Annotated in this window: 18 protein-coding genes, 2 pseudogenes and 1 CRISPR repeat array (1 of these 21 running past the window's edge); of the genes and pseudogenes, 8 read left to right on the top strand and 12 right to left on the bottom strand. The window is 35.4% G+C overall.

The window, feature by feature from the left end; genetic code table 11:
- Positions 1 to 18 precede the first annotated feature (18 nt).
- A complete protein-coding gene (locus P700755_RS11200) occupies positions 19 to 456 on the top strand; it encodes a retropepsin-like aspartic protease (protein WP_015024784.1) in 438 nt (145 codons plus the stop codon).
- 65 nt (positions 457 to 521) lie between these two features.
- Here P700755_RS11200 and P700755_RS11195 read toward each other — a convergent pair whose 3' ends face one another.
- A complete protein-coding gene (locus tag P700755_RS11195; RefSeq protein ID WP_015024783.1) occupies positions 522 to 989 on the bottom strand; it encodes an RES family NAD+ phosphorylase in 468 nt (155 codons plus the stop codon).
- The gene (parS, locus tag P700755_RS11190) at positions 989 to 1,486 is read right to left on the bottom strand and encodes a type II RES/Xre toxin-antitoxin system antitoxin (protein ID WP_015024782.1); all 498 of its coding nucleotides are present in this window, start codon (positions 1,484 to 1,486) and stop codon (positions 989 to 991) included. The genes P700755_RS11195 and parS overlap by 1 nt, the downstream gene beginning before the upstream one ends.
- A 68-nt stretch (positions 1,487 to 1,554) precedes the next feature.
- Here parS and P700755_RS20775 point away from each other — a divergent pair.
- Positions 1,555 to 1,695: pseudogene (locus P700755_RS20775) on the top strand (acid protease); the annotation flags it as partial.
- Positions 1,696 to 2,190: 495 nt separating this feature from the next.
- Here P700755_RS20775 and P700755_RS11185 read toward each other — a convergent pair.
- The 3 genes from P700755_RS11185 to P700755_RS11175 form a co-directional block, all read right to left on the bottom strand.
- The gene (locus P700755_RS11185; RefSeq protein WP_015024780.1) at positions 2,191 to 2,472 is read right to left on the bottom strand and encodes a hypothetical protein; all 282 of its coding nucleotides are present in this window, start codon (positions 2,470 to 2,472) and stop codon (positions 2,191 to 2,193) included.
- A gap of 286 nt (positions 2,473 to 2,758) precedes the next feature.
- Positions 2,759 to 4,027, bottom strand: coding sequence for a 2-oxoglutarate dehydrogenase complex dihydrolipoyllysine-residue succinyltransferase (gene odhB, locus P700755_RS11180; protein WP_015024779.1), 1,269 nt, complete (start codon positions 4,025 to 4,027; stop codon positions 2,759 to 2,761).
- A 30-nt stretch (positions 4,028 to 4,057) separates the two neighbouring features.
- A complete protein-coding gene (locus tag P700755_RS11175) occupies positions 4,058 to 6,871 on the bottom strand; it encodes a 2-oxoglutarate dehydrogenase E1 component (RefSeq protein WP_015024778.1) in 2,814 nt (937 codons plus the stop codon).
- Positions 6,872 to 7,063: 192 nt separating this feature from the next.
- On the opposite strand from P700755_RS11175, the gene P700755_RS11170 reads away from it, so the two are divergent.
- Positions 7,064 to 8,038: a polyprenyl synthetase family protein gene (locus tag P700755_RS11170; protein WP_015024777.1), complete on the top strand. Its 975-nt coding sequence runs from the start codon at positions 7,064 to 7,066 to the stop codon at positions 8,036 to 8,038.
- Complete coding sequence (locus tag P700755_RS11165; protein WP_015024776.1) at positions 8,039 to 8,389, top strand: hypothetical protein; 351 nt, start codon at positions 8,039 to 8,041, stop codon at positions 8,387 to 8,389.
- On the opposite strand, the gene P700755_RS11160 is transcribed toward P700755_RS11165, so the two are convergent.
- Complete coding sequence (locus tag P700755_RS11160; RefSeq protein WP_015024775.1) at positions 8,380 to 9,174, bottom strand: PhzF family phenazine biosynthesis protein; 795 nt, start codon at positions 9,172 to 9,174, stop codon at positions 8,380 to 8,382. The genes P700755_RS11165 and P700755_RS11160 overlap by 10 nt on opposite strands.
- A gap of 118 nt (positions 9,175 to 9,292) precedes the next feature.
- Here P700755_RS11160 and P700755_RS11155 point away from each other — a divergent pair, with 118 nt between their 5' ends.
- Genes P700755_RS11155 through P700755_RS11145 form a run of 3 tightly spaced genes read left to right on the top strand, consistent with a single transcriptional unit; the run spans position 9,293 to position 12,412 of the window.
- Positions 9,293 to 9,655, top strand: coding sequence for a BlaI/MecI/CopY family transcriptional regulator (locus P700755_RS11155; protein WP_015024774.1), 363 nt, complete (start codon positions 9,293 to 9,295; stop codon positions 9,653 to 9,655).
- The gene (locus P700755_RS11150; protein ID WP_015024773.1) at positions 9,655 to 11,271 is read left to right on the top strand and encodes a M56 family metallopeptidase; all 1,617 of its coding nucleotides are present in this window, start codon (positions 9,655 to 9,657) and stop codon (positions 11,269 to 11,271) included. Before P700755_RS11155 ends, P700755_RS11150 begins: the two co-directional genes overlap by 1 nt.
- The gene (locus tag P700755_RS11145; protein WP_015024772.1) at positions 11,261 to 12,412 is read left to right on the top strand and encodes a tetratricopeptide repeat protein; all 1,152 of its coding nucleotides are present in this window, start codon (positions 11,261 to 11,263) and stop codon (positions 12,410 to 12,412) included. Before P700755_RS11150 ends, P700755_RS11145 begins: the two co-directional genes overlap by 11 nt.
- Before the next feature lie 2,014 nt (positions 12,413 to 14,426).
- Here the strand turns inward: P700755_RS11145 and P700755_RS19350 are convergent.
- Positions 14,427 to 14,582, bottom strand: a pseudogene (locus tag P700755_RS19350) (transposase); the annotation flags it as partial.
- A 143-nt stretch (positions 14,583 to 14,725) separates the two neighbouring features.
- Here P700755_RS19350 and P700755_RS11140 point away from each other — a divergent pair.
- Positions 14,726 to 15,823 carry an acyloxyacyl hydrolase gene (locus P700755_RS11140; RefSeq protein WP_245535935.1) on the top strand — a complete coding sequence of 366 codons (1,098 nt, stop codon included), beginning with the start codon at positions 14,726 to 14,728 and terminating at the stop codon, positions 15,821 to 15,823.
- Positions 15,824 to 16,494: 671 nt separating this feature from the next.
- Here the strand turns inward: P700755_RS11140 and P700755_RS11135 are convergent.
- From P700755_RS11135 to P700755_RS11125, 5 genes are all read right to left on the bottom strand, one after another.
- Positions 16,495 to 18,285, bottom strand: a complete 1,791-nt coding sequence (locus P700755_RS11135; protein WP_015024770.1) for a potassium channel family protein — start codon at positions 18,283 to 18,285, stop codon at positions 16,495 to 16,497.
- 172 nt (positions 18,286 to 18,457) lie between these two features.
- Entirely contained in the window at positions 18,458 to 19,210 is a 753-nt protein-coding gene (locus P700755_RS11130; RefSeq protein WP_015024769.1) for a DUF6090 family protein, read from the bottom strand.
- Positions 19,194 to 19,322, bottom strand: coding sequence for a hypothetical protein (locus P700755_RS21005; RefSeq protein WP_015024768.1), 129 nt, complete (start codon positions 19,320 to 19,322; stop codon positions 19,194 to 19,196). The genes P700755_RS11130 and P700755_RS21005 overlap by 17 nt, the downstream gene beginning before the upstream one ends.
- 1,767 nt (positions 19,323 to 21,089) lie before the next feature.
- A complete protein-coding gene (locus P700755_RS21000; RefSeq protein WP_281015283.1) occupies positions 21,090 to 21,215 on the bottom strand; it encodes a hypothetical protein in 126 nt (41 codons plus the stop codon).
- A gap of 17 nt (positions 21,216 to 21,232) precedes the next feature.
- Complete coding sequence (locus tag P700755_RS11125; RefSeq protein ID WP_015024767.1) at positions 21,233 to 21,928, bottom strand: DUF6090 family protein; 696 nt, start codon at positions 21,926 to 21,928, stop codon at positions 21,233 to 21,235.
- A 312-nt stretch (positions 21,929 to 22,240) separates the two neighbouring features.
- Positions 22,241 to 22,530: direct repeats of the CRISPR family, unit length 36 nt; it runs 406 nt beyond the window's last position.

The following is a 22,530-nucleotide window of genomic DNA, read 5'->3' as shown; positions in this document are numbered from 1 at the left end:
TTGCCGAAAACTCTATAAATGTCTTCCTTAAAATCATTTTTACTAGACAAGAAGTATAAAGCACTTAAAATGAATAGCACTGAGACTAATCATTTTGAATGTAAAGTCCTCATCAATGATGTTGAAGGAAGCTTTATCATAGATACCGGCGCTTCCAGTTCTTGTATCGACTTTTGTTATGCAGAGCATTTCAATTTATTTTCTGAAGATAGCAATATCAGAGCTGCTGGTGCAGGTGCGACCAATATGCTTACCAAGACGTCTACCAGAAACAAAGTGAGCATTGGCAAGTGGACCAAAAAGAAAGTCGATTTAATTTTATTTGATCTTTCTCACGTCAATAAAGCACTAAGCGATCATGATGCTGAACTAGTTCATGGCATCATAGGAGCCGATATACTTAAAAGAGGAAAAGCAGTTATCGATTATAAAACCAGTCGCCTCTATTTAAAGTAAGGGTTATTTATATTTGAAGTAGATTAAATCTTGCTGAGTATATGATTGGCTTTAACCATAAGGTGCTATTTTTTAAATCTTTCATCAAATATCAATGATGTTTGACTTATAACTTTAATCTTTTCAGCATCTGGATGAAGTGGGTTAATGAGATAATTGTGTTCTTGAGGAATTATACAACTTGGCACTTTGAGAATTGCTGCTTCATTATTTAGAACAAAGTCATCACCAATTATTTGTGTGATAAGTAATGGGGGTTTTGAATCCCATTTTTCTGGTAGATCAACTAATACCACTTCAAGTGCAGAGATATCATCTGGTATTTCAATTTCAACAAAATATCTATCATCAGGTAAATCTTCACTTATGTCTAAATGAACTGAAACTTCCAACATGGCAAGGGCTCGTGTATCAGCAGTGTAGACTAGTCGTGTATCTTCACTATTCCATCTGAACCCTTTTGATTTCGAAGCTGCAATCCCTGTCAATGTCGATTTTAGATATCTTTTTCGTTCAATTCGATAAAGTTTCATTATGCAAAGTTTCCATATTCTATTCTGGTCAAACAAAATTTCACTTCGTTTATTCCGCTTATCGTATCAAAGAATTTAATTGGAGGACTTCCCCCTAATGAGAGATTTGGTTTAAGAAGCCATCTTTGAAATTTTTCATCCTCATTATTAAAAGTATCAATACCGTAATCGATTACTTCAGAAATCCTTAATATGAGTTCACTATCCCGGCTATCCAATAAAGAATGGTTACCTTTTTTCTTGTTGTAAGTAGTTTGAGGAACCCCCACAATATTTAAAACTGTTTTGACAGGGCTGTTGATTTTCTTACTAATACTCCCTATCGAGCCGTAAGGGATACCTTTACGGATAACCTGAACTCTTTCTAATCTATTTGACCAAGTAAAAGTCTCCCCATCGGCAACTAAAAACCATTTACGAAGATTTTTTTTGCTAAGCTTAGCTTTATCAATACTGACTTTTGTATTGAAAGGCTTTGTTTTAAGAGCATCACTCATTACAATAGTTTTGCTGTAAATATACAATCAAATTGCTTTAATTGAAATTAATTTATTAGTTAGTTAAGATTTTATTCGATATTACTCACGTCAATAAGGCACTAAGCGATCATGATGCTGGACTAGTTCACGGTATCATAGGAGCCGATATACTTAAAAGAGGAAAAGCGGTTATCGATTATAAAACGGATTATTTGTACTTGAAGTAGAATAGCCGAGTCACTTACAGCTTGAAACAAATTTATTTTACAGCTTAAATCAGATTGATTTTTTTGATTTATTAATTAACCTATAAATAAAGTATATAGGAAAAAGTAAAGGCATAAGTACCACAAAATTTTTCGAAATTACTGCAGAAACCTCACCAAAAATGACAATTCCTGCCAGAAAGCCTATCAATAAAGCATTCATAATTTTGGCAGTGTTCGATTTCATATTTTAACTGAGTTAATTGTCGTTTAATACCAAATTATATTTATAATGCCGTATGAATAAATTGAATTATTTTTTGATTGATTGAAATCAAAAATAACTAGCATAGCCTTAGCTACGGTAATTATTTTTGATGAAAAACAGGCGAAAAAGAAACGATTTATTGCGTCATTATAGGTCTAATTTGGTATAACTCAGGTGGGACTTTTTTTTGCACTGTTCTGGTTTAAAAAATATGAATTGAAGTTTATTTGTCTAAATAGTTAATGTCATTAGCTGAACTTAAAAATCACATATAGGAATATTGAAGATAAAATAATCATAACTATTAGAATCTTAGTCAGCAGTTTTTTCTTCTCCAACTTCATTTTAGCTTGAATATCAGTCTTTACTTTTTTAAGCTCAGATTCTGATAATTCTGGGAAATCAAATTCCGTTTTTGAACCAGAGGAATTGTGCTTTAATTTTCTATCGGACCTCGCCTGTCGTTTTTGATTGCGTTCCTGTTTTCTCGCTAAGGTTGCTTTAAAATGTGATAAACTTCCATCTGCCATAAGTCTAAATTTGATTAATTCGCATGTCTAATACCAAATTAAATGCCGATAAAATTACGATTTTACACCAAATAGTTACAGAATAATGCAGGTTTATTCAAACCAACGTATAACCTTCAGTTAATGTTCCTCACCAAGCTGGATGTATAAAGCCAACGAAAACCCTTAAGAAATGTATCGAAACCCACGGAAGCTAAAGAAGGTAAAATCAATTTAAAACAGAAACAAAAAACCCTGAAGCTTTGTAAAACTTCAGGGTTATAACTTAATTAGAAAGGCTTGTTTACTAAAGCTCTAAGGCTTTTTCTACATTTCCGTTCATCAATAATTCTTTAGGATCTTCTAATGCCTCTTTGATGGCGACTAAAAATCCAACAGATTCACGACCATCAATAATTCTATGATCGTAAGATAAAGCGACATACATAATTGGACGTATTTCAACTTTACCATCTATAGCGACTGGGCGCTCTACAATATTGTGCATTCCTAAAATCCCACTTTGCGGAGGATTGATTATAGGTGTAGATAACATAGACCCAAAAACACCTCCATTTGAAATGGTAAACGTCCCTCCTGTCATTTCATCTACCGTAATCTTACCATCTCTAGCGCGAGTTGCCAACCGTTTTACTTCTTGCTCAACCCCTCTAAAACCAAGATTTTCGACATTACGCATTACTGGTACCATCAAGCCTTTAGGCCCTGAAACGGCAACACTAATATCTTTATAATCGTAAGTAATCATTTCTTTACCATCCACCATACTATTGACAGAAGGAAATTTGTCCAACGCACGAACAACGGCTAAGGTGAAAAAAGACATAAAACCAAGACTAACGCCGTGAGTTTCTTTAAATTTCTCTTTATACTGAGTTCTAAGATCAAAAATAGGCTGCATATTGACTTCGTTGAAAGTCGTTAACATAGCCGTTTCATTTTTAACACTTACCAAACGCTCAGCAACCTTTCGTCTCAACATAGACATTTTACTTCTAGTCTCGCTGCGTTTTCCAACTCCTGGCGACCCCATAGAATGTTTCGCTTCTGCATTCATGGCATCCTCCTTGGTGATTCTACCATCTCTACCTGTCCCTTTCACCTCTTTAGAGTCGATTCCCTTTTCGTCTAAGGTTTTCTTAGCGGCTGGAGAAGGCGTCCCTGTTGCATAAGTCTTTTTAGAAGAAGACGTTTCCTCTTTAGTTTCCTTTGAAGCTGGCGTTTCCTCTTTTTTAGGGGCTTCTTTTTTATCTTCTGAAGAGTTCTTAGAAGAATCTTTAGATTTTTCTTTTTTATCGTCACCACCAGACGGCTTTTCTGCCTCTGTATCAATCAAACAAACGACATCGCCTACCTGAACAACATCCCCTTCTTGGGCTTTAAAGGTGATAATTCCTGAGGCTTCTGCAGGAAGTTCCAAGGTTGCTTTATCGCTATCTACTTCAGCAACAGCTTGATCTTTTTCTACATAGTCTCCATCTTTTACTAACCATTCTGCGATTTCAACTTCGCTAATTGATTCTCCCGGAGAAGGGACTTTCATTTCTAAAGCCATAATATTATGTGTTTCGTAACTTGGTTTTTATTATTTGTAGTCGTTTAAACAATTGTCTTTTGAAGCATCGAATACATAATCGATAACTTCGTCGTGTCTTCTCTTGAATCTTGTTTGACTTCCTGCCGCAGGAGAGCCATAAAAACGTCTACTACAGACTCTAAAGTCTTTTGTTTTATCATATTGCAACAGAAGATGTGTGTAGGCTCCCATATTCCTTGGTTCTTCTTGAGCCCAAACCACATCCTTGGCATTCTTATACTTCTTGATGATTTTATTCATCTCTTCTTTAGGCAATGGAAAGAGCTGTTCAACTCTCACTAAAGCCACATCATTTCTTTTTTCTTCTTCTCGTCTCTTTTTAAGATCAAAATAAAATTTACCAGAACAAAACACTAGAGTCTTGGTCTCTTTTACCTTAGCCTTGGCATCATCTATAACAGTTTGGAAACTTCCCTCTGCCAATTCTTCTTTTGAAGATATCACCTGTGCATGCCTCAATAGACTTTTAGGCGTAAATACAATGAGAGGCTTTCTATAGTTTGTCTTTTGCTGACGTCTTAACAAGTGGAAATAATTTGCTGGATTGGTACAGTTGGCGACAAACATATTGTCTTTTGCACACAACTGAAGGTATCTTTCCATTCTTGCTGAAGAATGTTCTGATCCCTGCCCCTCATAACCATGAGGTAAGAGCATAACTAAACCATTTTGCGTTTTCCATTTATCCTCTGCTGAGGAAATGTATTGATCGATAATGACTTGAGCTCCATTACTGAAATCTCCAAATTGTGCCTCCCAGATGGTTAGCGACGATGGACTTGCCATGGCATAACCATAATCGAACCCTACCACTGCATATTCTGAAAGAAGAGAATTGTAAATATAAAATTTAGATTGTTCTCCACCTAGATTATTATGGGGAATATACTCTTCTTCGCTATTTTCAGTGATGATAACCCCATGTCTGTGGGAAAAGGTTCCACGCTCTACATCTTGTCCAGATATTCTAACATCATGACCTTCTTTCAATAAAGTTGCGTAAGCTAGAAGCTCACCCATTGCCCAGTCTAGCTCATTTTTTTCAAAATACATAGAATGACGAGTTTTCATGAGCTTATTTATCTTCTTCATGAAAATTTTGTCCTTTGGTAAGGTCGTGATGGCTTCTGCTAGTTTTGAAAGTTCTTTCAAGTCGAAGGTGGTATCCACAGGCTTGAGCATCTCATCTTTATCTGCAGCTTCATAACCCTCCCATTCTTCTTGGAGAATTTTGGTAACTACTACGTTATCATCTTTCTTAGAGTCTTCGTATTCTTCGCTAAGTTTAGACTTTACGCTTTCCTCTAATTGGTCCAAGTAATCTGTGCTTATGATCCCTTGTTCCACCAATTTATCTACATAAATATCCCTAGGATTTTTATGCTCAGAAATTGCCTTGTATAATTTGGGCTGAGTAAATCTTGGCTCATCCCCTTCGTTATGTCCATATTTTCTATACCCCAACAAATCGATAAAGACATCTCTACCAAATTCCATTCTAAATTGTAGAGCAAAGTTCATCGCATGGACAACCGCTTCTGCATCGTCTGCATTCACATGGAGTACAGGAGATAAGGTAACTTTAGCAACATCTGTACAGTAAGTAGAGGATCTTCCATCTATATAATTGGTGGTAAACCCAATTTGGTTATTCACTACAATATGGATAGTTCCTCCTGTTTTATACCCATCTAGCTGTGCCATTTGGACTATTTCATAGGCAATACCTTGCGCTGCGATAGCGGCATCCCCATGGACAACGATAGGTAAAACATATTGTTCTTCTCCCAAATAATGGTCATCTTGCTTTGCTCTCGCTATCCCTTGCACAATAGAACCAACAGTTTCTAGGTGAGACGGGTTGGGAGCCATGTTGAGATTAATTTCTTTACCTGAGTCGCTTTGGCGTTTACAAGTCCATCCTAAGTGGTACTTCACGTCACCATCAAATCCATCAATTTCAAAGTCTTTGCCTTCAAACTCATTGAAAATCGTCTTTGGGCTTTTACCAAAAATATTCACCAAGGTATTTAAACGACCACGGTGGGACATTCCCATCACAAACTCTTTTACTCCTATATCTGCTGCACCTTCTATTAAGGTATCTAAAGCAGGAATCAAAGATTCGTTACCCTCTAGCGAAAATCGCTTTTGTCCAACATAACTTTTATGTAGGAATGTTTCAAAAGTAACAGCTTCATTCAGTTTTCTTAAAATATTTTTCTTCTGAGTATTAGAAAAATCAGTCTTATTTTGATTGTGATAAATTTTATCCTGAATCCATTTTATTTCTTTTGGATTTCGAATGTAAGCGTATTCTACACCGATAGAATCACAAAATACATTCTCCAAAAACTCGATGATTTTTCTCAAGGAGGTTTTACCAATACCTATAATTTCTCCAGCTTCAAATTTTACATCCAGATCTCGCTGGGATAAACCAAAGTTTTCGATGTCTAGTTTTGGCGAATATTTACGACGCTCCCTTACAGGATTTGTTTTAGTAAATAAATGTCCTCGGTGGCGATAACCGTCTATAAGGTTAATAACTTGGAATTCTTTCTGCACATTTTCTGACACCTGAATCTTTTCAGTTTCTTTGGTTTCAGAATTGTTTAGGGTGACAGTTGTCGTTCCGTTAGAGGGTTCTCCAAGAGATTCTCCGGACTCTAGACCAAAGTCGAAACCCTGAAAAAAGGCTCTCATGCTTGGCTCTGTACCGTCAGGATTTTGTAAATATTGATTATAAAGATCTGCTAATAGCGATGGAGACATCGCATTTAAAAAGGAATATTTGTCCATATTGGTATTACGTCTTGTAATGTGTCTTACAAAATTACGATTTCTATCTAAAACTATCTTCTTTTGGAATAATTTTATCATTACTTATGTGATAAGCCTTAAGGCTTAAACAAAATCGGGGTGCCATCGCAAACAATTTTATAAAAAACAAGGTAGAAACTTCAAAAGATTTATTTTAGCACAAAAAAATTGATGTTGGATTTAGAAGCTTATAAGTTGTCTTTTTTAGAATATATGGAGGCTCAAGTTCCAAAGAAAGAACCTAGAAATCTATATGAACCCATAGAGTATATTCTTGGACTCGGAGGAAAACGACTGAGACCTGTGTTGGTCTTAATGAGTGCCGATATTTTTGGTGGAGGCCGAGAAAAAGCGATGGATGCAGCGCTAGCAATTGAAATTTTTCATAATTTTTCTTTGGTACATGATGATATTATGGACGACGCCCCTCTGCGAAGAGGACAACAAACCGTCCATGAAAAATGGAACATCAATACAGGAATTCTCTCTGGAGATGCAATGCTCATCAATGCCTACCAATTGTTTGAAAATTATCCGGCAGAGCATTTCAAGCCTTTAGCAGAACTCTTCACAAAAACAGCTATTGAGGTGTGTGAGGGACAACAGTATGATGTCGATTTTGAAGAAAGAGATGACGTCACTATTGAGGAATACCTTAAAATGATTGAGTATAAAACCGCTGTTTTGGTGGGTGCTGCTCTAAAGATGGGCGCTATTCTAAGCGATGTATCTCAAAATGTACAAAATAAAATCTATGAGTTCGGAAGACTTCTAGGTATTGCCTTCCAAATCCAAGATGACTATTTAGACACGTTTGGAGAGCAAGCCGTCTTTGGAAAACAAATAGGCGGAGACATTATAGAAAACAAGAAAACCTACTTATACCTAAGGGCTCTTGAATTGGCGGACCAAAGTAGCGCAGAGCAACTGAAACATCTCTACACTATTTCGCCAGAAAACCCCTCTAATAAAATAGAAACTGCCAAGCAAATCTTTGAAGATTCTGGTGCAGGAAAAGCAACAACAGCCAAAATAAAAGAATACACTGAAATTGCTTTTGGACGTTTGGATGATATCGAGGTGCCTCAAAAAGGAAAAGACTTCCTTATCCAATTTGGCACTAACTTGATGAACCGAAAGATGTAAATGAATTGCCCTTCACAGCTTAATGAGGTTATCTACCAGGTGGACAAGTACGCCGAAGTTTGGGAGCAGCTTATTCAACAACTCAATAAAGATATCGCCTTGGTAGGGCTTACTGATATCGAGCTGCAAACCAAAATCACACCAGAAGAACTATGGAACGGCCTACAGCCTATCTTTTCTGAACTAATGCATAAGAGAACAGCAAGTTTTATTCATCTGTTGTATAGAATAGATATTCACGAAAAGGAAATTCAAGACTTAATGAGACACGACGACTTTTTGGAGCGTTTAGTCTACAGAGTTGTGGAGCGAAGTTTTCAAAAAATCTATTGGAGATCGGTTTATATGTAAAATTCAGCTTTAAAAACGGTTTTTGCCTCTCCTAAAATAAAGACACTGCCCTGCTTCATCTCGAGTTTTAATTGTCCTTTTCGCTCAGAAATTTGTTCGGATTTCAAAAAGGATGTGTTCAGTTTTTTGGACCAATATACCCCTAGAGCACAGTGAGCAGAACCTGTAACGGGATCTTCCAGAATACCCAAATTTGGCACAAAACACCTGCAAACTATATCCCTATCTGGGGTGTTGGAGGCTGCTGTAAATATGCTTTGACCAAGACCTAAATCCTGAAGTTGTTTAGCCTGAGGAACAAACTTTTGAAGTTCTTCCTCCGAGGATAATACCAACAGCTTCCAATTGTTGGTTACTCCAAAAGCTTCCTCCACATTTATATTCAATAGATTTTGGTCAGCCGCTAGAATAGAAATTGGTCTTAATTCATACTCTGGAAACTTCATCTGAAGCTTACCTCCTATTGATGTAATTTCCAACACATCCTTCATCGCGTTAAAACGAATCGTTTCTGAGGAGGATACGTATTCAGTTTCAAAAAGAATATGCGCTGCAGATAAAGTTGCATGTCCACAAAGAGGCACTTCTGCTTTTGGAGTAAAAAATCGAATATCGAACTCTTTTTCTCTAGGAACCACGAAAGCAACTTCAGACACATTCATTTCCTTAACGATGTTTTGCATGAGATCTTCTTCCAAAAATCCATTTTCTAGAAGCATAACTCCAGCAGGGTTCCCCTTAAAGAGCTGATCTGTGAACGCATCTACTTGGTAAATTGTGGCCATAAGTTCAAAATTATTGAACAAACTTAAGGTTTTTCAAAACCATCTAAAAACAAACTTTAACAACTAATATAGTAGTTTAACTATAATATTAGTTTAGATTAGTTGAAAATTATAACTTATGAGACCACTGACCAGAGCCGAAGAAGACATTATGCACCTCTTATGGCAAAGAGAAAATGCTCGTGTTGCCGAGCTTATCGTTGATATGCCAGAACCTAAACCTGCTTATAACACAGTATCGACTATTATAAGAATTTTGGAAGACAAGGGATTTGTAGGTCATGAAAAAGCAGGCAGAGGTTTTAAATATTTCGCCCTTGTTGACAAATCTACTTACCAGAAAGCAAGTATGAAAAAGATGGTAAACTCATACTATGAAGGATCGTTTAAAAACATGGTTTCCTTTTTTGTAAAAGAGAAAAATATGAGCGCCAAAGATCTGGAAAGCATACTTAAAGACATCGATAAAACCGAAGACTAATGGGACTCTATATCTTGGATGTTATCCTTTTTCAAAGTTGTTTTTTAGGACTCTATCTGGTTTTTAAAAAAGAAACCTTCTATTCCTACAACCGCTTATATTTGCTAGGAACTGCTCTGCTTTCTTTTATACTTCCTCTGCTAGACTTAGGCTTTTTGGCCTTCGATTTGGGGAGTGCTAATGCTGCGGAACAAAACACATCTCAATTACAAAATTATTTTCTGATGGGTGAGGAAGTGAACTTAACGACTTCAGGACAAACCTCTACTCCCCAGACGTCCTCTTGGAGTCTAGACGCGATTTTGAAGCTTGTATATCTTATAGGCTTTAGCGTATTCTGCGTCAAATTCAGTATAGGGTATTGGAAACTTAAGCAAGTTATAGCGACAGCGACTTTTGACTCTTATAAAGAGAACATAAAATGTTACAGCCTGTCATCCTCCAACACTGCTTTTACCTTTTGGAATTCCATTTTTATTGGAGACCAAATTGCTGAAGACCAGCGAGATAAAATTATAGTCCATGAGCTGGAGCATGCCAAAGCCAATCATGGAGCTGATCTGTTATTTTCTGAAATAGTACGCGCTTTACTGTGGCTTAGTCCAGCCCATCATGTGCTAAAAATAGAGCTATTACTGGTGCATGAGCTTCAAGCAGATGCCGTTGCGGCTCAGCACATAAGCAAAAAAGAGTACGCACAAAGTTTACTTAACCAAGCTTTTGGTACACAAAATTTTGAGTTTTCCAACTCGTTTTTTAACCATTCACAATTAAAACTAAGACTTATGATGTTACAAAAAAAGAACTCCAATTCCAGAAGTAAATTAAAGTATCTTCTCATTTTACCACTCGTTGCCTTAATGCTTACGTACACGGCCTGTAAAGAAGAAAGCAAGGAAGACATCCAGCAACTTACTGGGCAATCTGAAGCAAAACAACTCAAAGCCCAGTATATGAATGAGCTTAAGGACGCTGTTGAAAAATACGGAATGTTTTCAGACGATATGCCAAACAAGTTTGAATTTAAAAAAGACAATGAGATTAACTCCAAAGAAGATTTCTACAGGCGAAATGTTTATATGATTTTTATGGCTGAAAAAATGGAGGAAAAAAGCACTGAGCGAACTAAGATTACATATTCTGATAATGTTGTGTTTCAAAAATTTAAAACTCAGACTTACGATGAATTTCTCGAAGAAATAAAAAATAAAGATGAAATCGTTGAAGTGATAGAAGAAGAAGCTATTGGAGATGTGCCCTTCGCCGTTATTGAAAATGTTCCCGTCTTCCCAGGTTGTGAAAGCTTAGACTCTAATGATGAACGCAAAGAATGCATGAGTAAAGAGATAAGTCAATTTGTTAATGAGAACTTCAACACCGATCTAGCATCTGGTTTAGGACTTAAAGGAACGAATAGAGTTTATGTCCAATTTAAAATTGACAAAACTGGCAAAATAGTAAACGTAAGAGCTAGGGCTCCACATCCAATACTCCAAGCTGAAGGGGAACGGATCATCAATAAATTACCCGCTATGAAACCTGGTAAACAGAAAGGTGAGAAAGTAGGTGTTCTCTACTCTTTGCCTATTACTTTTAAGGTTAGTAATGAAGATTAAAACAAGCTTCATCCTGCTTATTCTTGTACACCTTTTTGGAGGTGTACAAGTTTCTTTTGGTCAGGATCTAGATAGTTTGTTTGCTGTGGGGGAGTATTCTAAAGTCCTTGAGAATTATGAAAACTCACCCCCTACTCATTTTGAGTCTAAAATCCTAAGAGCTAGAAGTCTTCACGCCAAAAGGTTTTATAAAGAAGCTTTAGACGCCTATAGTGAGGCCTTATTCACAGAAGAGGATAAACCTCGATATCAATTTGTATATGCCAAGCTCTTAAAAGATAATGATCAATTTAAGTTTGCAGATAGTTTATTTACTCAACTCCACGAGCACTATCCTAGCAATCCAGAATTCTCTTACCAACTAGGACTTACCAAAGCAGAGCGAGGCTCTAAGTCTGTAGATATATTTTATTTGAAGGCTTTACAACAAGACCCTAGTCATCAGGCTGCCGCCTATGCTTTGGCAAAATATTATTTTAAGATCCGCAGTTTTAAAAAAGCAGAGGAAACTTGCCAAACAGCTCTTACTTACAACCCTTCCAATCAAAAAATAATCGGTTTACAAGGGCAAATCTACTACCAACAGCGAAAATTAAATTTAGCCTTAGAAGCTTTTGAGAATCTAGAACGACTCACCACACCTCCAAAATTTATAGTCGAGAAAATGGCGATTGCTTATGCCAATACGTCTCAACATCAAAAGTCGATTGTATACTACAAGCAGTTACTTAGGACGGACCCAAAGAATTTTAGATACCACCATCAATTAGCAAAAGTATATTCCATGCTTAAGGATTTTGAATCTGCAGAAAGCCATGCCCAGCTCTCCATTGGGTTAAAGGACACCAGCTTAGACCAGGAGCGTTTTACTTTGGCTCTGGCTAAGATCAAGCAAGACAAATTAAAAGAAGGTATACAGTTGCTAGAGCTCGTCATAGAAGAATCCCCTAAGTTTGAAAGAGCTTATGTAGAAATGGCGTTGGCCGCAGATCGACTCTATACAGATACCAATAAAAAATTAGCCTACTATAAACGCTACGAGACCCAGTTTGATAATGATGAAACCTCAGCCTTCAAAAACATCATTTATCGAAGGTTAACCGACCTAAAACGGGAGGAGCATTTTAAGGCGAATGACTAAGGTTTTTCTGTTTATTTTGAAGGGGGTATACCAAATCAGCATTCAAATGTCGTATAAAATAAGTTTCTTTTTCACTTATTAATCGTCATAAAATAGAACCGTAACTATGGCTATGCTTATATTTTTTTCCTCAACTAAGTAAAAAATAATTCAAATTTTTGATATAACATTAAAAAACTAAATTGGTATTACTTGTTTTATTCTCCAGAAATAAGTTTTGATGGGTTTTTTCTAAAGAGTTTGATCATGAATTTATTTGTTATTTAGTCCCGCTAGGGACTTTATCTTTATAAATTCAATAGGTTGAGGTTAAAAATGTGCCTTTAGGGACGTGATGCACTATATCGTACCTAAAGGCACGAACAACTTCTCCATAAGTATATGTTTACCAATAGTTTGTCCCTAACGGGACGTTTTTTATGTGTTTAAATCTTTTTCTCAATGGCTTAGGCAAATTCCCATGAAAATGGGAATCTTCTTTGGTTTTTTAGTTTAATAGCACTTTTTCAATTCGTTTGTTATTTCGTCCCGCTAGGGACTTTATCTTGGTAAATTCAATGGGTTGAGGTTAAAAATGTGCCTTTAGGGACGTGATGCACTATATCGTACCTAAAGGCACGAACTTCTCCATTAGTATATGTTTACCCAATAGTTTGTCCCTAACGGGACGTTTTTTATGTGTTTAAATCTTTTTCTCAATGGCTTAGGCAAATTCCCATGAAAATGGGAATCTTCTTTGGTTTGTTAGTTTAATAGCACTTTTTCAATTCGTTTGTTATTTAGTCCCGCTAGGGACTTTATCTTTATAAATTCAATAGGTTGAGGTTAAAAATGTACCTTTAGGGACGTGATGCACTATATCGTACCTAAAGGCACGAACTTCTCCATTAGTATATATTTACCAATAGTTTGTCTCTAACGGGACGTTTTTTATGTGTTTAAATCTTTTTCTCAATGGCTTAGGCAAATTCCCATGAAAATGGGAATCTTCTTTGGTTTGTTAGTTTAATAGCACTTTTTCAATTCGTTTGTTATTTCGTCCCGCTAGGGACTTTATCTTGGTAAATTCAATAGGTTGAGGTTAAAAATGTGCCTTTAGGGTGGTGATATGACATATCGTACCTAAAGGCACGAACTTCTCCATTAGTATATGTTTACCCAATAGTTTTTCCTTAACAGGACGCTTTTTATGTGTTTAAATCTTTTTCTCAATGGCTTAGGCAAATTCCCATGAAAACGGGAATCTTCTTTGGTTTGTTAGTGTAATGGCGCTTTTTCAATTCGTTTGAAATTTAGTCCCGCTAGGGACTTTATCTTGGAAAATACAAAATGTTGAGGTTAAAAAACGTGCCTTTAGGGTGGTGATATGACATATCGTACCTAAAGGCACGAACTTCTCCATTATTATATGTTTACCCAATAGCTTTTCCCTAACGAGACGTTTTTTATGTGTTTAAATCTTTTTCTCAATGGCTTAGGCAAATTCCCATGAAAATGAGAATCTTCTTTGGTTTTTTAGTTTAATAGCACTTTTTCAATTCGTTTGTTATTTCGTCCCGCTAGGGACTTTATCTTGGTAAATTCAAAATGTTGGGGTTAAAAAACGTGCCTTTAGGTACGTGATGTGATGTATCGTACCTAAAGGCACGAACAACTTCTCCATTAGTATATGTTTATCAATAGCTTGTCCCTGACGGGACGTTTTTTATGTGTTTAAATCTTTTTCTCAATGGCTTAGGCAAATTCCCATGAAAATGGGAATCTTCTTTGGTTTGTTAGTTTAATAGCACTTTTTCAATTCGTTTGTTATATGGTCCCGCTAGAAAATTTATCTTGATAAATTCAATAGGTTGAGGTTAAAAAACTTACCTTAAGAAAGGCGATATGATGTATCGTACCTAAAGGCACGAACAACTTCTCCATTAGTATATGTTTACCCAATAGTTTTTCCTTAACAGGACGCTTTTTATGTGTTTAAATCTTTTTCTCAATGACCAACAATAGATATCTACTGAATTTGTTTTCGGTTAGTGATTTTTGACAAGTTTTTCTTAATAGTTTGATCCACTTTTTTGTCAAAAACTAACCTTCGATACTTTGCAGGAAAAACAAAATGATAAAACAGTAGCGAAACATTATGCGATTTGTGAATATATTTACTATCGGTCATACACAAATCTAACACTTACGCTGCAAGCAGCTGGTAATTAAACCCTAAGAGATTAAAATAATTACAGTAGCCAAGGCTATGCTAATTATTTCTAACTTCAATCCATCAAAAAATAATTTAATTTGGTGTACTTCAATCTCATTATGAAAAAATTAATGCTGTTTTTAATTGTGTTTAATGTTATAAGCTTTGTGACTAAAGCTCAAGATGATGGCATTTTCACCGAAAGTAGACCAACGGTTTTGGGGGTGAGTTTTGATTATGGTAATTTATTAAAACATACAGAATCGCTTAGACAAATTGACGACGCCTATCCCTTTGCCATAAAATTGGATTGGAGTAAACACTTAATTACGCAAGAATCTTGGGACTTTTGCAATTGCTTTCCCAGAGTAGGAGTCAGCCTTGCATATTGGGATTGGGATAACCCTGAAGTGCTGGGTATAGGTATTATTCCTTTAGCCTATGTAGAGCCTTACTTCTTAACTCAAAAGCGAATCAATTTATTTGTAAGAATGGGCCTAGGGGGTGCTTTTTTAACCAAGCAGTATGATGAAATAAGTAATCCTCTAAACGAGTCCTACAGTACCTTGTTTAATTTTATGATTGTATTAGGGGTAGGTGTAAATTACAGGTTAACAGACAAGCTCAATCTAAGATTAGCAGCCAAATACAATCACATTTCTAACGGAGGGGTAAGAACCCCCAATAAAGGATTGAATTTTCCAAGTTTAAATATAGGACTCAACACCAGTCTAGAGCCCATTGAGTTTCCCTCCCTTACCAAAAATGGAAAGCGAGAGCCTCCAGAGGATAAAACACGGTGGTCTGTGGTGCATTTTTCAGGCTGGAGCAATGCCAATGTGGGAGATAAAGATAAGTTCTATGTTTTAGGTTTTCAAGGAAACTATGCAAAATGGGTAGGGGGCAGAAGTGCATTAACAGCAGGAACCGAGTGGACTTTTGACTACTCCAGAAAAGAACGCTTTAACTTAGAAGGAAGCAATGCTGCCTTCGGTCAAGGGGCGTTTTTAGGAGGCCATGAGTTTTGGTTAGGCAGCGTTACTTTTAGCCAACAAATAGGAGTTTATTATTTTAAACAGAATCGCTCTACAGATTCGGTATACCAACGCTATGGACTCAGCTATCTTTTTACAAAACACGTTTTTGCAGGATTTAATTTAAAAGCGCACCTGCACGTTGCAGACTTTTTTGACTTTAGGATAGGGTATGTTTTTTAGATATTTAGAGTTAGGCTGATTTTAAAGTTCAGCACCATATCTAATAGCAATTAATTTCACCAATAACCTACACTAAATGTTTACTGAATTTGTTTTCGATTAGTGAACTTTGACGGATTTTTCTTAAGAGTTGGATCATTAATTTATTTGAAATTTAGTCCCGCTAGGGACTTTATCATTGTAAATTCAAAATGTTGAGGTTAAAAAACGTGCCTTTAGGTAAGTGATATGATATGTCGTACCTAAGGCACGAACAACTTCTCCATTATTATTTGTTTACCAATAGCTTGTCCCTAAAGGGACGCTTTTTATGTGTTTAAATCTTTTTCTCAATGGCTTAGGAAAATTCCCAAGAAAATGGGAATCTTCTTTGGTTTGTTAGTGTAATAGTGCTTTTTCAATTCGTTTGTTATTTCGTCCCGCTAGGGACTTTTTCTTAGTGAATTCAATAGGTTAAGGTTAAAATCGTGCCTTTAGGGTCGTGATATGATATGTCGTACCTAAAGGCACGAACAACTTCTCCATTAGTATCTATTTACCAATAGCTTGTCCCTAACTGACGTTTTTTATGTATTTAAATCTTTTTCACCAATGACCTACACTAGATGTTTACTAAATCTGTTTTCGGTCAGTGATCTTTGACGTGTTTTTCTAAAAAGTTTAATCATACCCTAAATAAGTATCTGGTTAATGAGTGCGACTATGAATATACTTAGTAAAAACCAGCCTAGAAAGCCTTGGAAAATACAAATATACTTGGCCAGACCTGTGGTCGGTATTGTGCCAAAACCTAAAGTCACAAAACTGTTTACGCTTAGGGTAATGGCATTAAAGAAGCTAGATACTACACCTGTCAATAGCTTGAAAAAGGGCTTAAAGTATCCTTTTTCATTCTTTTCTGTAAAAGACTTAAAATCGGCCATGAGTTTAGACTTTGAATACACGTCCCAGTCTGATGGGAAAAAGAAATAAATAACACTAAAGAAAATAATAATCCATAAGGAAGCCGTCATTGCTTGAGCAGGATCGGTACCATGACGTGTGTATACTTTAAGCAAACGGTTAAGGTTTAACTGAAAAAAGTTTGTAGTTCCTCCTTCTGTTTGGTAGAGGTATTCGTAGCGTTTAAGATGCAATTCCTTCATATCTAAAAAGACATCATTGGCATCGTCTAAATTTCCATAGCTTTTATAGACTTCCAATAGTCTGCTATAGCCTGCAATAAGGTTAAAAAAGCGAGTTTTATCTGCTAATTCTTCCTTACTGACGCCATAGTAAGGGGTCGTTCCCTCGCTTTCTTGCCAGTTTAATTTTCCTTTAAGGTCGTTCCAGTCTACAACCACATAGTTTTGTGGGGTATTGGGCATAGAGGCTTCCATAGTAATGGTCTCAAATAGGTTTTGTTCCATTACAAAACGATTAGACACCACTGGGCGCATAATCACAGGAGTCTCAAAAACATTATTAGTAACCACCATATTTTGAGATAACTGATTAAAAATAACAGCTGTTTTATGTGACGGGTCTAAAAACCGATTTCCAGAAATTTCTAAAGTACTTATATACCGTTCATCACTTGATATTTGGAAAAGCACATTTCCTTGTAAACGTCTATATTCGTTAGCTGAATCTCGATTTAACACACCTGAATAGACTAATTTACTAATCTCACCAGCACGCACGGTGGAGTACCATTCTTTCTTGACAGTTTTTGGAACGGTAATCGTATTGTTTAAAAACAACAATTTCCGGGCAGAGGTTCTATCAATTTCAACAAGACCTAAATTATTATTTGCAATAATAACCTCTCTAGGCGTAGCTGTCCACATACCAAGAACATGAATGGTATTTTTATGAATGGCTATTCTTGGTGATACAACAGTTTCATTTATGACCTGTAGCCTATCAATGGTATTATGAGCAAAAGTCATTGAAAAATTACTAAACCAGATGAGCAATTCCTTTTTGAAATGGCAGTATTCAAATTTTAAATCAGAAGCATTAAATACTTCTTCTTTAAGCTTTCCGTATAGGTTCAAATTAATTAAAGCATCACTTTCAAACTGGAAGTTTTTTATGGTAATCTTCGGGTCTGCTTTAGAAAAATCTTCTATAAAACCTTGTATTTCAAAATAAGGTTTGATAATCATTATCGAATCATTGACTAGATATTTTTTGGCTTCGGGGAATTTTTTAATAATTGCAGCCGGGCTGATTTCTTCAAGGGCATAATTTTCCAAACTTAATTCATAAAAATCCCCAGATTCTCTAACTAAAGAATCTGTTTCTGTTAAACTCAATGCCTCATAAAACAAATCTATGAGAGGTTTTTTGCTTTGTGCATTAACGGTTAAAAAAGGCCCAAGGATTGCTATGGTTAAGACTATAAGGTTTATCAAATCCCTGTATTTACTTTTTGGTCGATTTAAGGATGATCTCATAGCATTTATGGGTTGTATCATTTTTTTAATTTTTGAATTGTGTTAATTCATCTTTAAGGTCTTTTCTTATTGTTCTAAAATTAATCATAGTTCCTTGTTTATTGTGCTATCTGTATCCTTATAAAGGGTCTAGCAAACCTTCGATTTTGGATGGACAAAACTGTTTTCGAATGGTCTAAAACATTTTTTATTTTCACTTTTTGCTGTAATATTTATCTATATAAGTAATAACGAGAAGTGCTTTGTTCAATCCATCAAATTCATTTTCAAAATAAGTTGCAGAGCTACCAATAAATCGGCAAAGCGGTAACACAGTTGGGTCTTCAAAAATGGAACTATAGAGCGTTTTACTAGGTACCGTTGGACTTTCGGTTGGAAAAAACTTTCGATGTTCTGAATCACTAAATAATTCATATTTCAACTGTCTCAATTTTAACCTAACCGGATTTGCCGAGTTGTTGAAATTTGTCCTTAACTCGTCGTATTTATTATAATAATCCTGCAATAATTTTAGTAAGTCATCATCAGGGAACTCTGCCAATTTTCCACTAGAGGTTAATAACTCCCAAGTATTATTTCTATCCACTAAAATAGGTGTGGTCGCAAACGAATTGAAATCAATAATGAATTTCAAGGAATCTATAATAACCTTATTTTCAGATTCCATAATGGGAATTATGTGCAAAGAGGCTTGTTCTTGATTATCAAGCGTATTAATTATAGTCGTCATAATTAGGGATTCTTCTTGTAGATCCTCCTTTATAGATATGATATTGGTGTGCAATTGTTTTTCTTCGCTTTTATCTTCTTTCCAATTGTTGATTGATAATGCTATTAAAATCCCAATAACCACAAGTACAATTTCTCCAAAAGCGTATTTGAAGTATTTACTTGTTTTATTTTCCAGAAGTAGGTTTTGACGGATTTTTTTAAAGAGTTTGATCATTTTCTTTTTCTTTTTTATCGTCTTTCATTTTAATATATCCCTTCACCAATCGCACTCCTAATCTTGCGAATAGAATGATTGCAATCACCATAACTATATTAAATCCATCCATTTATCATTTGGTTTTGTGCTTGCACTAATTTTGCTCGCATTTTTGCAATTTCATTTAACCGTATTTTACTTTTCATCAACTCTTGATTAATTGCCCCCCACTATTGCTTATCTATTTATTCAGTATTTCACCCATTATTATGTAAATTAAATAAAAAATAGCACAAAAATAATTTCTCCGATAATGTATTTAATGTATTTGTAAATTTAAACTTCAGTTAAAAGGGTTTAAATACTTTTTATAATAGGTTCAATCCTAAATCTTTATGGACTAGTCTGTAAGTTTAATTGTGAGTTGGTTTCTTTTAAAAGCAAAAGCAGAGCAGCTAATACCAAATATGTTTACCAGTAGCTTGTCCCTAAAAGGAGGCTTTTTATATGCTTAAATCTTTTTTTCAATGGCTTAGGCAAATTCCCATGAAAATGGTAATCTTCTTGGGTTTGTTAGTTTAATAGCGCTTTTTCAATTCGTTTGTTATTTAGTCCCGCTAGGGACTTTATCTTGGTAAATTCAAAATGTTGGGGTTAAAAAACGTGCCTTTAGGGTCGCGATATGATATATCGTACCTAAAGGCACGAACAACTTCTCCGTTATTATATGTTTACCAATAGCTTGTCCCTAACGGGACGTTTTTTATGTGTTTAAATCTTTTTCTCAATGGCTTGGGCAAATTCCCATGAAAATGGGAATCTTCTTTGGTTTGTTAGTTTAATAGCGCTTTTTCAATTCGTTTGTTATTTCGTCACGCTAGGGACTTTATCTTGGTAAATTCAAAATCCTGAGGTTAAAAAACGTGCCTTTAGGGTCGTGATGTAATATGTCGTACCTAAAGGCACGAACAACTTCTCCATTAGTATATGTTTACCAATAAATTATCCCTAAAGGGATGTTTTTTATGTGTTTAAATCTTTTTTTCAATGGCTTAGGCAAATTCTCATGAAAATGGGAATCTTCTTTGGTGTGTTAGTTTAATAGCGCTTTTTCAATTCGTTTGTTATTTAGTCCCGCTAGAAAATTTATCTTGGAAAATTCAAAATCCTGAGGTTAAAAAACGTGCCTTTAGGTACGTGATATATCGTACCTAAAGGCACGAACAACTTCTCCATTAGTATCTATTTACCAATAGCTTGTCCCTAACGGGACGTTTTTATGTGTTTAAATCTTTTTTTCAATGGCTTAGGCAAATTCCCATGAAAATGGGAATCTTCTTGGGTTTGTTAGTTTAATAGGGCTTTTTCAATTCATTTGTTATATGGTCCCGCTAGGGACTTTATCTTGGTAAATTCAAAAATGTTGAGGTTAAAATACCTGCCTTTAGGGTCCTGATATATCGTACCTAAAGGCACGAGCTTCTCCGTTAGTATAGGTTTACCAATAGCTTGTCCCTAACGGAACGTTTTTTATGTGTTTAAATCTTTTTCTACAATGGCTTAGGCAAATTCCCATGAAAATGGGAATCTTCTTTGGTTTGTTAGTGTAATAGCGCTTTTTCAATTCGTTTGTTATTTCTTCCCGCTAGCGACTTTATCTTAGTGAATTCAATAGGTTAAGGTTAAAATCGTGCCTTTAGGGTCGTGATATGATATGTCGTACCTAAAGGCACAAACTTTTCCGTTATTATATGTTTACCAATAGCTTATCCCTAACGGGACGTTTTTTATGTGTTTAAATCTTTTTCTCAATGGCTTGGGCAAATTCCCATGAAAATGGGAATCTTCTTTGGTTTGTTAGTTTAATAGCGCTTTTATCTTCTTTGCAATTGTTAATTTATAATGCTATTAAAATCCCAATAACCACCAGTACAATTTCTCCAATAGCGTATTTAAAATAGTTACCTGCCATACCCCCCTGCCCATTAGGCTGCTTTTCCATGATTAGTGAACTTTGACGCATTTTTCTAAAGAGTTTAATCATTTAAAATCTTCTTTTATTAAGGTTCTTATTTCAGATAACTTGGCCAGTGCACTTTCCATATTGCCCACTTGACCTGATCTATTGTCTTTGTATATTTTAAAAAGAATGATCGAGGATGGTTTTTCAAAGAAAGCCTTTGGGTCTGTTGGTATACAATATTCCTTCCATTTGAAATCAGAAAAATCTGTTTTGATAACAGGCACCCAATCAGCTTTAAATGAAACATTAACATCATCGAGGCTTTCGTATAATTTGTACAAACTTTCGTCGTAATAGGATATTAATTTTATTTGCAGCTCTTTATTTGATATAGCTTCTATTCCCCTAGCTTTTAAGACTTCAAACGCGCTAGATTGAGATTTAAATCGTTCAAAGGAAATAATTTTCCCCATCCAATTATTTAAACTGTCACCATACTCTTTTTGCGACACTTTTTGTAATAAACGATCTGTGAGTTCAACAGCCTGCTTGGTTTTGTATAATTCTTTGGATATTGAAATAGAGTCAATTTCTAAATTTTGGTCTATTAAATTTAATATTTCATCTTCAAAAATAGTAGCTTTTCTAGCTTCATTCCAATTGTTGATTGATAATGCTATTAAAATCCCAACCACCACCAGTACAATTTCTCCAATAGCGTATTTAAAATAGTTACCTGTCTTGCCAGCCTGTCCAGTAGGCTGCTTATCCATGATTAGGTTTTGACGAATTTTTCTAAAGAATTTTATCATAGTTAATTTCCCATGAAAATGGGACTCTTTTTTGGTTAGTTTATTTAGTACAGCTTTTTCAATTCGTAAGTTATTTGAATACTTTCACTCTTAATGATGTCTTGTTTTCATTCCATCTATAAATCTTTAGAACAATCAAGTAAGGAGTGTTCTATGAGTTCTAAAAGTACTAAAGTTTCTTTTCTTTCTTATTCCTGTAAATATTTCTGACTGTCATAGCGCCTTAAAAAAAGCAGTTACAACATAAAGCTTTGGAATTATTACGTCAAAAAAGTTGTGTTTACCCTTCAAAATAAGGGCAGTTACAACTCGACTGTAATAAAAGATAGAAGCAAACTAGTTGTGTTTACCCTTCAAAATAAGGGCAGTTACAACCCAGATTCAATTAATCAACACGGATCGCAAGTTGTGTTTACCTTTCAAAATAAGGGCAGTTACAACTCGGTAGGACAACAAAATATACAATCTGGTGTTGTATTTACCCTTCAAAATAAGGGCAGTTACAACTTTCAACGCTTTGCCAACACCTTCACAAGCGCTGTGTTTACCCTTCAAAATAAGGG

The sequence above is a fragment of the Psychroflexus torquis ATCC 700755 genome (genome assembly GCF_000153485.2).
GTDB lineage: Bacteria > Bacteroidota > Bacteroidia > Flavobacteriales > Flavobacteriaceae > Psychroflexus > Psychroflexus torquis.
The sequence above is the reverse complement of the archived record's forward strand: the minus strand, read 5'-3'. Positions and strand labels throughout refer to the sequence as shown.

What these genes read in the sequence shown, in the direction of transcription:
- P700755_RS11200 (WP_015024784.1), top strand. Translation starts at nt 19, where the DNA reads ATGTCTTCCTTAAAATCATTTTTACTAGACAAGAAGTATAAAGCACTT.
- P700755_RS11195 (WP_015024783.1), bottom strand. Translation starts at nt 989, where the DNA reads ATGAAACTTTATCGAATTGAACGAAAAAGATATCTAAAATCGACATTG.
- parS (WP_015024782.1), bottom strand. Translation starts at nt 1,486, where the DNA reads ATGAGTGATGCTCTTAAAACAAAGCCTTTCAATACAAAAGTCAGTATT.
- P700755_RS11185 (WP_015024780.1), bottom strand. Translation starts at nt 2,472, where the DNA reads ATGGCAGATGGAAGTTTATCACATTTTAAAGCAACCTTAGCGAGAAAA.
- odhB (WP_015024779.1), bottom strand. Translation starts at nt 4,027, where the DNA reads ATGGCTTTAGAAATGAAAGTCCCTTCTCCGGGAGAATCAATTAGCGAA.
- P700755_RS11175 (WP_015024778.1), bottom strand. Translation starts at nt 6,871, where the DNA reads ATGGACAAATATTCCTTTTTAAATGCGATGTCTCCATCGCTATTAGCA.
- P700755_RS11170 (WP_015024777.1), top strand. Translation starts at nt 7,064, where the DNA reads ATGTTGGATTTAGAAGCTTATAAGTTGTCTTTTTTAGAATATATGGAG.
- P700755_RS11165 (WP_015024776.1), top strand. Translation starts at nt 8,039, where the DNA reads ATGAATTGCCCTTCACAGCTTAATGAGGTTATCTACCAGGTGGACAAG.
- P700755_RS11160 (WP_015024775.1), bottom strand. Translation starts at nt 9,174, where the DNA reads ATGGCCACAATTTACCAAGTAGATGCGTTCACAGATCAGCTCTTTAAG.
- P700755_RS11155 (WP_015024774.1), top strand. Translation starts at nt 9,293, where the DNA reads ATGAGACCACTGACCAGAGCCGAAGAAGACATTATGCACCTCTTATGG.
- P700755_RS11150 (WP_015024773.1), top strand. Translation starts at nt 9,655, where the DNA reads ATGGGACTCTATATCTTGGATGTTATCCTTTTTCAAAGTTGTTTTTTA.
- P700755_RS11145 (WP_015024772.1), top strand. Translation starts at nt 11,261, where the DNA reads ATGAAGATTAAAACAAGCTTCATCCTGCTTATTCTTGTACACCTTTTT.
- P700755_RS11140 (WP_245535935.1), top strand. Translation starts at nt 14,726, where the DNA reads ATGAAAAAATTAATGCTGTTTTTAATTGTGTTTAATGTTATAAGCTTT.
- P700755_RS11135 (WP_015024770.1), bottom strand. Translation starts at nt 18,285, where the DNA reads ATGATACAACCCATAAATGCTATGAGATCATCCTTAAATCGACCAAAA.
- P700755_RS11130 (WP_015024769.1), bottom strand. Translation starts at nt 19,210, where the DNA reads ATGATCAAACTCTTTAAAAAAATCCGTCAAAACCTACTTCTGGAAAAT.
- P700755_RS21005 (WP_015024768.1), bottom strand. Translation starts at nt 19,322, where the DNA reads ATGGATGGATTTAATATAGTTATGGTGATTGCAATCATTCTATTCGCA.
- P700755_RS21000 (WP_281015283.1), bottom strand. Translation starts at nt 21,215, where the DNA reads ATGCGTCAAAGTTCACTAATCATGGAAAAGCAGCCTAATGGGCAGGGG.
- P700755_RS11125 (WP_015024767.1), bottom strand. Translation starts at nt 21,928, where the DNA reads ATGGATAAGCAGCCTACTGGACAGGCTGGCAAGACAGGTAACTATTTT.